This is a genomic window from Actinopolyspora xinjiangensis, from assembly GCF_900104475.1.
Classification (GTDB): Bacteria; Actinomycetota; Actinomycetes; order Mycobacteriales; family Pseudonocardiaceae; genus Actinopolyspora; species Actinopolyspora xinjiangensis.
The window spans coordinates 40134-54164 of the sequence record NZ_FNJR01000001.1 but is presented as its reverse complement, the minus strand read 5'-3'; the positions used below and the strand labels follow the sequence as shown (position 1 = coordinate 54164).

The window sequence follows — 14031 nt, the reverse complement described above, 5'->3', positions numbered from 1 at the left end:
GAGCCTCCCGGCCCCGCCCCGGGGCACCCAGGAGCTCGGGCGGTACCGGGGCCGCGCCCGTAGCGGCCCTCAGGCCGGTGCACCCCCCAGCAGCGGTGCGCTGAACCGCAGCAGCTCGGGAACCGCCGCCAACAGGCAGAACCGCGCGAGGCGGCCGAGGACGGCGCTGGGCAGCCACACCACCAGCGAAGACCGCAGCATGCCCGCCGCGAGGACGACGGCGGCGAACGGTGGAACGCCGATCAGACCGCTGAGCAGCACCGTGCCCGCCCCGCTGACCGGGTGCCGCTCGCAGAGCTCGTGCAGCCGTCGCGGCCAGCGCCACCCCTCGCCCCGACGCGCCCGGTTCAGCAGCCCCGGCAGCCGGACCACACCGCGAGCGGCCAGGTAGTGCACGGTTTTGCCCAGCAACTGCCCGGCGGCGGCCACCGGTCCGAGCACCCACCACGGTGGACCGGCCTGTGCCAGCACGACCGAGACCAGGTAGACCTCGGCGCTGAACACGGGAACCACGGCGGTGCCCGCGCTCATCGCGAACACGCTCAGTCCCCAGAGCACCGTTCCTCCGCGAAGCGGACCCGCCCGTGGGCCACGTCGAACCAGGTGAGCACCCGGAGAGCTCGAACCATCACTTTCGGTGATCTTATCCGTCCCGCCGACGCGATGGGGCACGTTCCCGCGAATTCCCCGGTGCGGCTTCCCGCTCACCGGGTTCCGTCCGGATGTGACAGCCGTTCGGACAGCGGGCGGACGCTCGCCGTCGAGCGGACGTCGCCCCACCCGGCGGATGCCCGCGACGCGTCGGTCCCGGCGGCGGCCAAGTCGCGGGAGGTGTCCGGGGAACGGTCGGCCACTGGTCCGAGGACAGCCGTGCGAGCAGGGCTGACTCCGGCGGGAACCGGCGGAGTCTCCACCGGCCGAGCGGCCGCGCGCCAGCAGTGGCGACGACCTCGTCAGGAGTGCGCCATCCGGTAGGCGCGCATCGTGGCGGCGGCGCACTCCCGCCAGGTGAATCCGGCCGCGTGCCGCCGCGCCGCTTCACGGCTCCCGTGGTCCGCGGCCGACTCGACGGCCCGGTGCAGCGCCGTGCGCAGCGCCGAGGCGCGCCCGTACGGAACCAGCCGGGCGTGTCCCCCGCTCACCTCGCGCAGCGCCGCGACGTCGCCGCACACCACCGGGACACCGGCCGCCATCGCCTCCAGCACGGGCAGGCCGAACCCCTCGTCCCGCGAGGGCAGCACCAGCGCGGCGGCCCCGGCCACCACGCTGCGCAGCTCGTGGTCCGGCAGGTAGCCGATGTGCCGTTCCCGCTCGCCGGGAGGTGCGTTTTCCGTCCCGGTGCTGCTCGGCCCGACCCGCACCAGCGGCGGAAGGGTGTCGTCCAGGGCCTCCCGCAGGTTCGGCAACCCCTTGCGGGGACCGTCGTCCCCCACGAACAGCAGGTACTCCTCCGGCAAGCCGTACCGCCGTCGCAGCGACTCGTCAGGGGGCCGTGCCTCGAACCACTCCCGATCCACACCGAGCGGAGTCACCACCACGCGCCGTTCGCTGATCCCGAACCGGGCCACCACGCGTTCGGCCACCGCCGCCGTAGGGGTGCACACCACGCTCGCCCGCCGCACGGAACGCGCCACCGGCTCCGGTGCGCGCCGTGCGCGCCCTCGCGTCGTGGAGGAGTCGAGGAAGTCTAGGTCGTGAACCGTGACGACCCCCGCGGCGCGCCTCGCAGGTGGCCGCACGAAGTTCGTGCCGTGCACCACGTCGCAGCCCCCGCCCAGCAGCTCTACCGGCGGGAACTCCGAACGCGACCAGCAGGCGCGCAGCACCCGGGCGGGAAGGGGCGGGCCGCACGCCCTGGTCCCCTCCGGGGCCGCTGCGCGCAGCGCGCGCCACCCCCGCGTGGTCAGCCCCAGCAGCCGCACCCGCGTCCCGGGCAGTTCGGCCAGCGCCTCGCAGAGGCGGGCGGTGTAGCGCCCGATCCCGGTGCGCGGTCCCAGTAGCGGTGTTCCGTCCAGCACCACCCGCAATTCAGCCGGTCTCCCTTCCACCGAGTCGCCGTCCGCTCAACCGCTGCCCGGCGATCCGGCGGAGCCTGCCCGCCGCGCGCCTGGTGACCTCGCGCACCCCGCCGCGTTCCAGGTAGTCGCGCAGCAGATCGACGTCGCGGCGCAGCGCCGCGCTCCTCGACGGGCGGGGCGTCTTCGTCAGCGGAGCGCTCCCCGGCAGGCGGTCCGGGGCGGGACGCGGATCACGACAGAACTCCCGGAGCGGCTCCAGCACGGCCTCCCAGGTGAACCGCTGCCGCACCTCGGTGATGCGCTCCCGGCACCGCGCGATGAACTCTTCGTCGTAGAGCACCCGTTCCAGGGCCTCGGCGAGAGCCTCCGGATCCTCGGCGGGCACCACCACGCCGAGCTGTTCGTCCCGCACCAGGTCGGCGAACGAGTCCCCGTCGGTGGTGACCACCGGCAGCCCCGCCCACAGGTAGTCCAGCATCCTGGTCCGGAACGCGAAGGTGGTCTCGACGTGCTCGAAGTGGGTGGTGACCCCGCAGTCGGCGTCCAACAGGTGGTTCTGCCGCTTGCTGTAGGGTACCCAGGTCTCGTTGAAGAACACGTGCTTGTCGGTGAGACCGAGGTGCTCGGACAGCTCACGGGTCCGCTCCGCCATGCCCATCTCCGGCACGTCCGGGTTGGGGTGCCGCATCCCGAGGAAGAACAGCCGCAGCTCGGGATGGCGATCCGAGAGCCGGTGCACCGCGTGCAGCAGGGTCAACGGGTCGAACCAGCTGTAGACCCCACCGGCCCACAGCACCACCTTGTCGTCGGCCCCGATGCCCGACCGCTCCCCCCGGATGCCGGGGCCGGTGCGGCTCGGCGGGCTGCTGGGCAGGCCGAACGGCACCACCGAGATCATCGAGCGCATGGTGGGATCGCTGTCGTAGACCGGCGGGGTGATCCTGCCCAGCGCGGCCAGGTGGCCGAGCCAGAAGTGCCGCTGCCGCTGCGAGGCGCACAGGAAGAAGTCCCCCCTCCGCAGCTGGGTGTTGACCACCTCGGTGGTGCCGCGCAGGTCGGCCTCGCGGCGCTGCTCGTCGGTGTCCCTGCCCTGTTCCAGCAGTTCCAGGTGCATCGGGTCGTAGATGTCGCAGACCACGATCGTGCCGGAGTCCCGCCGCTTCAGCTCGGGCATCATCTCCAGCACGTGCCCCTGCGTCACCACGACGTCGGCCCAGTCCACGTGCGACGGCAGTTCCCGGGGACTCGCGCGCAGCACGGCGAATCCCCCCTCGGACGCGGTGACCTCGGCGTTGACGCTGATCAGCCGCACCTCGTGCTCGACCGAGAGCACCTCGGCGGTGTGCCAGGCCCGGATGGCCGGTCCCGCCATCCGCTCGGTGATCGCGTCCCCGGTGATCACGGCTATCCGGCGCGAGCCGCCGAAGACGTCCTCCAGCTCGAAGGCGTCCACCAGCGCCTCGTGCGCGGCGAGGTAGCGCGGCAGGGGGTAGGCGGGTTCCATCGCCCGGCGCATCAGCGGAACCAGGTCGGCGTCCGAACGCACCCGCAGGCGCTGCTCGGTCTCGCGGGCCCGTTTGAACTCCGGCAGCGACTCGACGAACCGGTCGATGGCCAGCATCCCCGCCAGGGCCTGTCGGTCGACAGTGGCCGGTGCCTCGTCCTCGCGCGGGTCGGCCGGTCTGCGGTCCAGTTCCAGTTGGTGCGGGTCCACCTCGCCACGCGCGGTCGATCTGCGCACGGTCAGCGCGAGCGCGGCGGGCAGCGCGCGGGCCAGGGTCCGCTCGGAAGCGTTCTTGTACAGCGCGGCCAGCGCGTTGCGTTCCAGCAGGTAGTGCTCGCGGGCCGATCCGACCGTGGCCATCGACTCGTGGTGCCGGTGGTAGGCGACCGAACGCGGTTCGTAGCGCACCCGCCAGCCCCGCAGGTTCAGCCGCCACCCCAGGTCCACGTCCTCGTAGAACATGAAGAACCGCTCGTCGAAGCCCGCCAGCGCTTCGAACACCTCGGCCCGCACGAACAGCGACGAGCCGGTTCCGAACAGCACGTCGCGCGCACCGTCGTGACTGCCGTCGTCGAGCTCGCCCGCGTGGCGCTTGTAGCCCATGCCGAACCAGGTCAGCCCCCCGTCGACGAAGTCGATCCGGCTGCCCTGCCAGTCCAGCACCTTGCCCGCCACCGCTCCCACGGTCGGTTCGGCGCGCAGCACCGCGACCGCCGCGCGCAGCCACCGGGCGTCCGGAACCGCGTCGTTGTTCAGGAACGCCAGCACGTCACCGCGGGCGGCCCGGGCGCCGAGGTTGCAGCCCCCGGCGAACCCCAGGTTCTCCTCCGAGGTGAGCAGCTTCACCCCGTCGAGAGCGCCGAGCCGTTCCGCGCTCTCGGCCGAGCTCTCGTTGTCCACGCAGACGAGTTCGAGCCTGTCGGGCGGGTAGTCGAGCTCGCGCAGCGCCCGCAGGCAGGTGATGGTGCTGTCGGTGCCGTGGTAGTTGACGGTGATCACCGACACCGTCGGCAGCTCGGCACTGTCCCGGGATTCAACCACGCGCACCAGACTGCCCTATCCGGAAAACCCCGCTTCGCGCAGGCACCCGGTGCCGGGCGTCCGTGGTCCGGAATGTTTCGTTCTGCCCAACTCGGCATCACTCGTCTGGTGTCATGTCACTGCGAACCGCTCCGTAGTATCCCCGCGAACGACTTCGGAGCACGACCGGGTGAAAGGACGGCGGGAACAGTGAGCACACCTTCCGATCCGGACGAGATGCTGGCCGGGTTCCGGCAGCAGATCGAGGACAAGATGCGACAGGCCCAGCGCATCCGGGAAGCGGCTTCGGCCGTCTCGGGTGAGGCGACCAGCCGGGACGGCTCGGTACGGGTGACCGTCGACCAGAACGGCAACATGTCCGATCTGCGGCTCGAACCCGGGGCGATGCGGCAGCGTCCCGAGGAGCTGTCCGAGGCGATCCTGAGCACGGCGCGCTCGGCGCGGTCCCAGCTCACCGAACGGATGCGGGAAGCGATGGAACCCGTGCTGGGGCAGGACAACGAGACGATGGATTCGGTGCTCGCCGGGATGCGCGACCGGTTTCCCGAGGAACCGGAACAGGGGGGCGCCGCGTCCACCACTGGTGGACAGGAGTCCGACGAGGAGCAGTACGACGAGTACGACTGGCTCAACCAGCGTAGGAGGTGAAACGTGGGGGAACAGCGTTTCGACGTCAACACCGACGAGATGCGCGCGCACGCCCAGCACCTGCGGGGCGTGACCGACCGGATCGGCACGGCGCAGGAAGCCGCCGGGGAGGTCTCGCTGAACGGGACGGACGCGTACGGGATTCTGTGCAGCCCCATCCTCACACCGCTGATCGGTGCGATCGAGGTGCAGGGCATGGCGGCCATCGCTACGGCCAACGCGGCGGTGGAGGCCACCGCCACCGGCGTCGAGGGAGCCGCGGAGACCTACGACGCCGTGGACCAGCACGTCTCCGAACTGCTGGAGTCCGTGCGCAACGAGTTGGGGGAGATCTGACGTGGGGCAGGACAATCCGCTGGTCGAGGAACCGAAACCCTTGGTCAGTGAGGAGGACGGCCTCGCGTTGATCGATTTCGGTCACGATGCCTACGCGGCCGCCGACCGAGGAGACTGGTGCGAGGCGGGGATCGACCTCGGTGCCGGAGCTCTGGACGCCGTCTTACTCGCCGCCGATCCGTTCAGCACGCTGTTGTCCTCGGCGTACGCCTGGATGATGGAGCACGTCTCGCCACTGCCCGAGATGCTCAACTCCATCGCGGGAAACCCCGACGTGGTGCACGCCAACGCGCATACCTGGGCGCGGATCTCCGATCATCTCCAACAGGCTTCCCAGGAGATGAGCAGTGTCGTGGAGTCGGACACCTCGGGTTGGCAGGGTGCGGCGGCCAAGACCTACCGAGCGATGGGTGCCGGGGAGGCCGCGCTGATCGAGGGAGCGGCCATTTCGGCATCGGCTGTCGGTGCGGCCGTTTCGGGAGCCGGGACGGCAGTACAGATAGTCCGCACCATCGTCCGTGATCTGATCGCTTCCGCCATGGCGGACCTCACCAGCAAACTCGCCCAGTGGGCGGCTGAATTGTGCCTGACGCTCGGTGCGGCGACTCCGGCTCTCGTCGCCGACGGTATAAGCCTCGTGGCGAAGTGGTCCACACGAGTGGCCGAGTGGCTGGACAAGATCGTCAGTTCCTTCAAGAAGCTGGCCCGGATCGTCGAACGCGTCAAACCCGCGCTGTCGAAGGTGGACGAGGCGATGCAGCCGGTCAAGAACGCCGGTAGGAAGGTGCAAGACCTCGCGCAGAAGCCGGGCCTGCACGACATGAGTTTCAAGGAGGAAGCCGTGTTCCACACCGTGCGTAACACCGCCACCATCACTCCGACCAATGACGACCAAGCGTACGCTCAGCACGTTTTCGGCAACGACGAGCACGCTGAAACGTAGGGTGCTCCGAGGTGTTGATTCCTCCGTGGTCCTTCGGCTCACCCCGTGAGGACCACGGAGAATTTTGGAGGATTGTTTTGCGTCTGGTGCTCGCGTTGTGTTCGCTGCTTCTCGGGGTGTTGTTGTTCCTGGCCGGGATATTCGTCGTGCTGCCGTACTTCGGGCTCGGCGCGGCGGGCAGTGAGGTGTCCGCTCGTGGGACCGCTGTCGCGCAGCAGTGCCGGTTCGCGGGGCCGATCGCGAAGTCACAAGCGCCGAAGCGGGAGAACGTGATCGGATTCGGCTGGATCTGCCGAGCTCGGGTCCACTGGAGCGACGGAAGCGTGCAGTGGCGTGAGGTTTCGGGATCGCAGCTCACCGACGCCGATGTCGGTGAGGAAGTGGCCGTTGTCGAGCGCCAGATCGACTACTCCCGTGGAAGTGACACGCGTCCGCAGATCTATCGCGCCGATTTCGAGCCCAACTGGTTCCTGGCCGGTGTTTCGGTGCTCGCGACCTGCCTCGTCGGGTTCTTCCTCGCCGCTCTGGGGTTTTCCGGCGTGTCCCGGAGGTTCAAAGGTAAGAGTCCTGCCGCGAGTTGAGGGAGGTTCCCCTTGGCGGGGCCGAAATTCTGGTCAGGAGTTCGGCGTGCGTGTTGTTCGTGTCGTTCGTGACGTGTTGCTGATTCCGGTCGGGGTGGCACTGCTCCTGTCGGTGATCTTCGTGGTGATCCCGTTCTTCGGCATCGGGGCTGCCGGTTCGGAGGTGACGGCCCGGGGGACGGCTGTGGCGCAGCAGTGCCGGTTCGACGGTCCGATCGCGGAGTCGAACGCTCCGGACGGGGGCAACATCGTCGGTTTCGGCTACATCTGTCAGGCGCGGGTGACCTGGCGGGACGGCACCACGGAGATGTGGGAGGTATCCGGTTCGCAGCTGAGGCCCGATGACGTGGGTGAGGAGGTCGCGGTGGTCCGGCGGGCCATCGCCGACGGCGGTGCCGGGACCACCAGCACCAGCCCGGAGATCTACCGGGCCGACTTCGAGCCGAACAGGTGGCTCGGCATACCCGCGATGCTGGTCGTGGGCATACTCGGAATCGTGGTGGCGGGGCCCGCCTGTTCCCGGCTCTACGAGACGTTCAGTGGGAAGGAGCCCGCCGAAACCTGAGTTACCGGCCGGGAAGGCGGGACTTTCGTGCCTCAATTCCCGGCCCAGCCGCGCCAGACGCGGCGACGGTTGACGGCGCGCCCCCTGGTGATCCGGCGCCGCTGCCGCAGCGTCGGGACCAGCCGCGCGGCGAGTTCGCCCAGCACCCGCAACCGCAGCGCCACCCGGAAGTTCGCCGCGCGCGGGACTTTCCGGCGCAGCAGCCGGCGCCAGGGCAGCGCGAGCGTGATCGCGCCGAACCGTGACACCTCCCGCAGCGCGATCTCCGGTGGGGCGCAGCGCAGCAGCGTCAGCAGCCGGTTGCGCTCGTTCCAGCGGTGGAACGGTTTCGAGCCGGGTTCGGAGGACGCGCCGTGCGAGTGCGCGCAGCTCGCCGTGGTGGGCACGATGTCGTAACCGGCCAGCCGCAGTCGCCAGGAGGTGTCGGTGTCCTCGTAGTAGCAGAAGTACTCGGCCGGTACGCCGCCGATCGCCGACAGCGCCGAGGTGCGCAGCAGGGCCGCCCCGCCGCAGAACCCGAACACCTCGCCCTCGGCCAGGGTGTCGGCGCCGTGCCCGGTTCCGGTCAGCCGCACCCCGTGGGAGACGGGGCCTTCCCGGCTCCACATCCGGCAGGCCGCGGCACCGGCCCCGGGAGCGCGATCCAGGGCGTCCTCCAAGGTGGCCAGCCACTCCGGGCCGGGGCGGGTGTCGTCGTTGAGCCAGCCGAAGTAGCGGGTCCGCACCCGGGGGAAGGCGGAGGCGAGACCGCCCGCGTAGCCGAGGTTGCGGGGCAGCCGGAGCACCTCGGGGGCCGAGGGGTGCCGTGCCAGCAACTCGTCGGTGCCGTCGTCGGAGGCGTTGTCCACCACCAGCAGCCGGTGGGCTCGCTGCCGTGCCAGCGCGTCCAGGCACGCTTCGACGTGCTCGGCGCCGCGCCAGGTCACCACCACGATCGTGCTGCGCGCCCGCTCTTCGGCCACTTCCGCAGCCTATCGCCTCGCCGCCGGTCGGTGTGTGGTTGTGTGGTCGGGCAGAACTGCCGAGTCGAGTGGTGCGGACGGGGTGTGGCGGTGCCGGAACTGGCGGTCGTGGCCGAGCAGCTGTTGGCACCGGTGCCGGGCGGCACCGGGCGCTACACCCGGGAGTTGCTGCGTTCGTTGGTGAGCACGGCCCCACCGGGGTGGGAGCTGCGCACGGTCGTGAGCTCGGAGGGAGATCCCTCCGCCGCCGAGATTGCGGGGGTGCGGGGACCGCACGTGCTGCCCTTGTCGCGCCGGGCGTTGACGCTGGCCTGGCAGCACGGCCGGTGGCCGCGTGTGGCGGCCGACTCGGTGCACGCCCCGACTCCCCTGTTCCCACTGGTGAAGCGGGGTGGCGGTCTGGTCGTGACCGTGCACGACACCGTGCCCTGGACCCACCCCGAGACCCTCACCGCGCGCGGGGCCGCCTGGCACCGCCGGGCCGTGCTGCGGGCCGCTCGGAAAGCCGGTTCGGTGGTGGTGCCCACCCAGGCGGTGGCCGAGGATCTGCGTCGGCGGGTCCGGGGACCCGCCCACATCGAGGTGGTCGGGGAGGGGGCCAGCGCGGCCGTGCTGCGTCCGGCCTCCGAGGAGGAGATCGCTCGTCGGCTGCGGCTGCCGCCCAGGTACCTGCTCGCCGTGGGCACGCTCGAACCCCGCAAGGGTTACGAGTGGTTGATCCGTGCGCTGGCTCGGCCGGAGGCCCCGGAGGTGCCGCTGCTGGTGGTGGGGGCGCCCGGCTGGGGCGGTGTGTCGTTGCCGGATCTCGTGGCCCCTCACGGGCTCCCCACGGATCGGGTCCGGCACCTCGGTGCCGTGCCGGACCGGGAGCTGGCCGTGCTGCTGCGGCGCTCGGCCGCGCTCGTGGCACCGAGCATGGCCGAGGGGTTCGGGTTGCCCGTGCTGGAGGCGATGGCGGCCGGGGTTCCGGTGGTGCATTCCGACGCGCCCGCCCTCGTGGAGGTCGCCGACGGAGCCGGGATCACCGTTCCCAGGGCGGATGCCGCCGCGCTGGCGGTGGCGCTGCGCGGGGTGCTCGCCGATCCGGGGCGGTCGGCCCGGATGGCCGAGGCGGGCAGGGCCCGCGCCGAGCGGTTCGACTGGCGGGAGACCGCCCGCCGAGTCTGGCGGCTGCACACCGGCACCGCCCGCGCGAGCTCGTGGCGCCGCGAGGGGGCGTGGGCGAGGGGGTCCGCCGACCCGCCGGACCCGAAATCGGGTTGACAGTTCAAGGGACGGATTTGGCCATCCCGCCACACTGATCGACGCCGAACTCCTAGGCTGCTGACGTGCACCGAGGAGATCCACACGTACTCATCGACGCCACCGCCGTCCCCGCGGACCGTGGTGGCGTCGGCAGATACGTCGATTCCCTGCTCGCGGCGCTGGACACCGCGGGGGCACCCATGAGCGTGGCCTGCCAGCCGCGTGACGCCGAGCTCTACGGCAGGATCGCGCCACGTACCCGGATAGTGCCCGCCGCCGAGGCGGTGGTCACCCGCACCGCCCGGCTCTCCTGGGAGCAGACCACGCTCCCCAGGCTGGCCAGGCGGCTGAGCGCCCGCGTGGTGCACTCCCCGCACTACACTGTGCCGCTGGCCAGCACCAGCGCTTCGGTGGTCACCCTGCACGACGCGACGTTCTTCTCCGACGCGCCGCTGCACTCGCCGGTCAAGGCGAGGTTCTTCCGCACCTGGACCCGGGCGGCGCTGCGCCGGGCCACGGTCTGCGTGGTGCCCAGCAGGGCGACTTCCAACGAGCTGGTCCGCGCGGCCGGGGCCAGCCCGGCACGGCTGCGGGTGATGTACCACGGCGTCGATCCGGAGCGGTTTCACCCACCGGCTCCGGAGGAGGTGGCCGCGGTTCGACGCGAGCTCGGTCTGGGGGAGCAGCCTTACGTCGCCTTCCTCGGAGCCCTCGAACCGCGCAAGAACGTCCCCGCCCTGATCCGGGGGTTCGCCCGGGCGGCCGCCGCTCGCGCCGATTCGCCCGCCCTGGTGCTGGCCGGGCAGCCCGGCTGGGACAGCAGGGTGGAGCGCGCGCTCGAGTCGGTGCCGCACCGAATCCGCGTGATTCGCGCGGGTTACCTCCCCTTCGAGCGGCTGGCCGGTTTCCTGGGCGGCTCGGCCGTGGTGGCCTACCCGAGCATCGGGGAGGGGTTCGGGCTCCCCGTGCTGGAGGCGATGGCCTGCGGCGCCGCCGTGCTCACCACCCGGAGGCTCAGCCTGCCCGAGGTCGGCGGGGACGCGGTGGCCTACTGCGGTGTGGAGGAGCGGCAGATCGCCCGCGGCCTCGACGAGTTGCTGGACGATCCGGTGCGGCGTTCCGAGCTGTCCAGCGCGGCCCAGCAGCGCGCCAAGGAGTTCACCTGGGCGGACTGCGCGGCCAGGCACCGTGCGGCCTACGAGCGCGCCGAGTTCCTGCACCGCCGGGCCCGCTGAACGAGCCGTCGCGGCCGGTGCCGGGACGTTCGGAGCATCCCCCGACCCGGTGGCCACCGACCCGCCTACCGGGGAACCCCGGCAGGCGGGTCGGGCATCGGGCGTTCGGACCTGATGGGTGAGAATGGCCCCCGTGCGCGACTCCCAGAGTTACGGCGAAGGGCTCGCCGTCGTCACCGTCACCTACTCGCCCGGCGAGACGCTGGACCGCTTTCTGGACACCCTGCCCAAGGCGACCGACCGGCAGCTCAGCGTGATCCTGGCCGACAACGGCTCCACGGACGGAGCGCCCGAACGCGCGGCGCGGCGATCCGGTGTCGAGCTGACCAGAATGGGGGCGAACCTGGGGTACGGTTCGGCCGCGAACCGCGGCATCGCCGAACTCGGCGACGACATCGGTTGGGTGGTGGTCTCCAACCCCGACGTGGAGTGGAGCGCTGGCAGTCTCGACGAGCTGCTGGCCGCCACCGAGCGCTGGCCGCGCGGTGGGGCGTTCGGCCCGCTGATCCGGGAACCGGACGGCGCCGTCTACCCCTCGGCCCGCTCGCTGCCCTCCCTGGGGCGCGGCGCCGGGCACGCGCTGTTGGGCGGGGTATGGCCCGACAACCCGTTCAGCCGTGCCTACCGGCGCTCCACCGACAGCTCCGCCGAGCGCACGGCCGGATGGCTGTCCGGCTCCTGCCTGCTGCTGCGGCGGGCCGCGCTGGACTCGGTGACCGGTTTCGACCCGCGTTACTTCATGTACTTCGAGGACGTCGACCTCGGGGACCGGCTGGGCCGGGCGGGCTGGCTCAACGTGTACGTGCCGAGCAGTGAGATCACCCATATCGGCGGGCACGCCACGTCCGGCTCCTCCGGGCGGATGCTGGTGGAGCACCACCGCAGCGCGTACCGCTACCTGGCCGACCGGCACCCCGGCCCTTCGCGTGCTCCGCTGCGGTTGGCGCTGCGGGCCGCGCTGGGCACCCGGGCGCGCGTGGTCTCGCGCAACGCCGAGCGGTTCTGAGCGTTCCTACCGGGCTCCGCCGGGCCGCTGAGGCGGGAGTCAGTCGAAGCGCCGCGGGCCGTGGTGGGGCTCGTGCTGGTGCCCCTGGCTCTCGATCCCGTGCGGCGCGGTGGGGAGGTCGGCGTCGTGCTCCGGCCAGTTCCGCCGCTCGACCGCGGGCTGCTCGGCGGTGGGGTGTTCTCCTCGTTCTCCCCACGCTTCCCCGGGCCGCTGGGCTCTCCGCTCCGTCGAGTCGGGCACGGGCCCCGTGGGATCGGGGTCCTCGTGCTCCGCGCCACTCACCGAGTCGCGCGGGATGCGCACGGTCTGCGCCGCGTCCATCGGCGAGGTGGCGCTGTCCGGTGTGACGACGAACGCCCCCCTTGCCCGCGCGCGAGCAAGCGTTTCGTCGGCTCGGTTGCGGGGGTCCATGGGTCCCTCTCAATACTGGCCGGTGGGTTTTCAGCCGCAGCGTGGCCCTGTCCGTCCGTGGAGTCGCCGGTGCCGGGGCGGCCGGTCTAGCGGCTTCGCTCCCGCCGTGGCAGCTCCATCGTGACAGAGTGTCCGGCTCCCGGCGGTCTCGCGTGGTGAACCGCGTGCCGCCAGGGGCGCCACCACAGGTCGGCGCTGCTACTGCCAGAGTATTCCCCATGGGTTCCTACGTCAGGGTGACGAGTTGGTCGAAACGATCAACGGAGTGTGGTTCCCCTGGCGCGGGTGACGATCAGCCGTGCGAGTCGTCGTGAACGGGCCGCCGGTCCGGGGAGGAGTGAGGCGATGCCGAGTCCGGACGACCACGCGCCGGTACGCGGCGCGGAGGCCGTGGTGCTCGTGGGGGGACGTGGCACGAGGCTGCGTCCGCTGACCCTGTCGGCCCCCAAGCCGATGCTGCCCACCGCCGGAGTGCCGTTCCTGACTCACCTGCTCTCGCGGATCCGCGCGGCAGGGATCACCAGGGTGGTGCTGAGCACCTCCTACCAGGCCGAGACCTTCACCGAGTACTTCGGCGACGGCTCCGGCATGGGGCTGGAGCTGGAGTACGTGACCGAGCACGAGCCGCTGGACACCGCCGGTGCGATCCGCAACGTCTCCGACCGGCTGCGCGAGCCCGACGTGCTCGTGTTCAACGGCGACATCCTGTCCGGGGTGGACCTGCCCGCGCTGGTGGGCGAGCACCGCGCCGCCTCGGCGGACGTCACCCTGCACCTGGTCAGGGTGGAAGATCCCAGCCGATTCGGCTGCGTGCCCACCGACGAGGACGGCAGGGTGACCGCCTTCTTGGAGAAGACCCCGAACCCTCCCGTGGACCAGGTCAACGCGGGGTGCTACGTCTTCCGGCGGGAGGTGGTCGAGAGCATTCCGGCCGGGCGGCCGGTGTCGGTGGAGCGGGAGACCTTTCCCGGCCTGCTGGAGTCGGGGGCGCGGCTGCACGGGTACGTGGACTCCAGCTACTGGCTCGACCTGGGGACACCGGCGGCCTTCGCGCGCGGCTCGGCGGATCTGGTGCGGGGGGTGGCCCCCACCGACGCGCTCGACGGCCGAGTGGGGGAGTCGCTGGTGCTGCCCGGCGCCTCGGTGGCCGAGAGCGCCTCGCTGCGAGGGGGAACCACGGTCGGTGCCGGTTGTGCCGTTGCCGAGCGGGCGCTGCTCTCGGCGGCCACGCTGTTCGAGGGGGCCCGCGTGGACGCCGACGCCGAGGTCACCGACAGCGTCGTCGGGGCTGGGGCCGTGATCGGCGAGGGCGCGGTGCTGCGGGGTGCCGTGGTCGCCGACGGTGCCGTGGTCGGCGCGGGCTGCGAGCTGCTCGAAGGAGTCCGGGTGTGGCCCGAAGTGGAGTTGCCGCCCGGCGGCGTGCGCTTCTCGCACGACTGCTGAGGCGTCGGGCCGGGGCGCGAGGCGCTTCGCACGAGGGCTCGGCCGGGCGGACCAGGATTGCTCGCCCGACGTCTTCGCGGGAGGGCCACGTCC

The 14031-nt window shown here is 71.6% G+C and carries 14 protein-coding genes; 9 read left to right on the top strand and 5 right to left on the bottom strand.

All coding sequences use genetic code 11. From position 1 onward, the window contains the following. Positions 1-69: 69 nt before the first annotated feature. From BLQ75_RS00265 to BLQ75_RS00255, 3 genes are all read right to left on the bottom strand, one after another. On the bottom strand, positions 70-558 hold the full coding sequence (locus BLQ75_RS00265; protein ID WP_092596026.1) for a VTT domain-containing protein: 489 nt from the start codon (positions 556-558) through the stop codon (positions 70-72). Between the two features lie 395 nt (positions 559-953). After that, positions 954-2027, bottom strand: coding sequence for a glycosyltransferase family 4 protein (locus BLQ75_RS00260; protein WP_425286428.1), 1074 nt, complete (start codon positions 2025-2027; stop codon positions 954-956). A 1-nt stretch (position 2028) separates the two neighbouring features. Continuing rightward, positions 2029-4563 (bottom strand): glycosyltransferase, encoded by a 2535-nt coding sequence (locus BLQ75_RS00255; protein ID WP_092597118.1) that lies wholly within the window; start codon positions 4561-4563, stop codon positions 2029-2031. A gap of 189 nt (positions 4564-4752) precedes the next feature. Between BLQ75_RS00255 and BLQ75_RS00250 the strand changes: the two genes are divergently transcribed. The 5 genes from BLQ75_RS00250 to BLQ75_RS00230 all read left to right on the top strand — a co-directional run bounded on the left by BLQ75_RS00250 (position 4753) and on the right by BLQ75_RS00230 (position 7636). Further along, positions 4753-5211, top strand: coding sequence for a YbaB/EbfC family nucleoid-associated protein (locus tag BLQ75_RS00250; protein WP_092596020.1), 459 nt, complete (start codon positions 4753-4755; stop codon positions 5209-5211). A gap of 3 nt (positions 5212-5214) precedes the next feature. After that, the gene (locus tag BLQ75_RS00245) at positions 5215-5547 is read left to right on the top strand and encodes a type VII secretion target (RefSeq protein ID WP_092596011.1); all 333 of its coding nucleotides are present in this window, start codon (positions 5215-5217) and stop codon (positions 5545-5547) included. Between the two features lies 1 nt (position 5548). Continuing rightward, the gene (locus tag BLQ75_RS00240; protein WP_092596009.1) at positions 5549-6490 is read left to right on the top strand and encodes a WXG100 family type VII secretion target; all 942 of its coding nucleotides are present in this window, start codon (positions 5549-5551) and stop codon (positions 6488-6490) included. An 86-nt stretch (positions 6491-6576) separates the two neighbouring features. Further along, entirely contained in the window at positions 6577-7071 is a 495-nt protein-coding gene (locus BLQ75_RS00235; RefSeq protein WP_244515192.1) for a DUF6346 domain-containing protein, read from the top strand. 46 nt (positions 7072-7117) lie between these two features. Then, positions 7118-7636: a DUF6346 domain-containing protein gene (locus BLQ75_RS00230; protein WP_092595981.1), complete on the top strand. Its 519-nt coding sequence runs from the start codon at positions 7118-7120 to the stop codon at positions 7634-7636. Positions 7637-7668: 32 nt separating this feature from the next. On the opposite strand, the gene BLQ75_RS00225 is transcribed toward BLQ75_RS00230, so the two are convergent. Beyond that, the gene (locus BLQ75_RS00225; RefSeq protein ID WP_092595978.1) at positions 7669-8598 is read right to left on the bottom strand and encodes a glycosyltransferase family 2 protein; all 930 of its coding nucleotides are present in this window, start codon (positions 8596-8598) and stop codon (positions 7669-7671) included. A gap of 90 nt (positions 8599-8688) precedes the next feature. On the opposite strand from BLQ75_RS00225, the gene BLQ75_RS00220 reads away from it, so the two are divergent. From BLQ75_RS00220 to BLQ75_RS00210, 3 genes are all read left to right on the top strand, one after another. Then, complete coding sequence (locus BLQ75_RS00220; RefSeq protein WP_092597115.1) at positions 8689-9861, top strand: glycosyltransferase family 4 protein; 1173 nt, start codon at positions 8689-8691, stop codon at positions 9859-9861. 65 nt (positions 9862-9926) lie between these two features. Continuing rightward, positions 9927-11078, top strand: a complete 1152-nt coding sequence (locus BLQ75_RS00215) for a glycosyltransferase family 4 protein (protein WP_092595976.1) — start codon at positions 9927-9929, stop codon at positions 11076-11078. 124 nt (positions 11079-11202) lie between these two features. After that, complete coding sequence (locus BLQ75_RS00210) at positions 11203-12084, top strand: glycosyltransferase family 2 protein (protein ID WP_092595974.1); 882 nt, start codon at positions 11203-11205, stop codon at positions 12082-12084. 39 nt (positions 12085-12123) lie between these two features. Here the strand turns inward: BLQ75_RS00210 and BLQ75_RS00205 are convergent, their stop codons facing one another. Next, positions 12124-12495, bottom strand: a complete 372-nt coding sequence (locus BLQ75_RS00205) for a hypothetical protein (RefSeq protein ID WP_092595972.1) — start codon at positions 12493-12495, stop codon at positions 12124-12126. A 345-nt stretch (positions 12496-12840) separates the two neighbouring features. Here BLQ75_RS00205 and manB point away from each other — a divergent pair, with 345 nt between their 5' ends. Continuing rightward, positions 12841-13938, top strand: a complete 1098-nt coding sequence (gene manB, locus BLQ75_RS24375) for a mannose-1-phosphate guanylyltransferase (RefSeq protein ID WP_092595970.1) — start codon at positions 12841-12843, stop codon at positions 13936-13938. Positions 13939-14031: the final 93 nt, after the last annotated feature.

Bases quoted from the DNA above. Each gene is read 5' to 3' on its own strand.
- BLQ75_RS00210 (WP_092595974.1), top strand. From the start codon at position 11,203: ATGGCCCCCGTGCGCGACTCCCAGAGTTACGGCGAAGGGCTCGCCGTC.
- BLQ75_RS00205 (WP_092595972.1), bottom strand. From the start codon at position 12,495: ATGGACCCCCGCAACCGAGCCGACGAAACGCTTGCTCGCGCGCGGGCA.
- manB (WP_092595970.1), top strand. From the start codon at position 12,841: ATGCCGAGTCCGGACGACCACGCGCCGGTACGCGGCGCGGAGGCCGTG.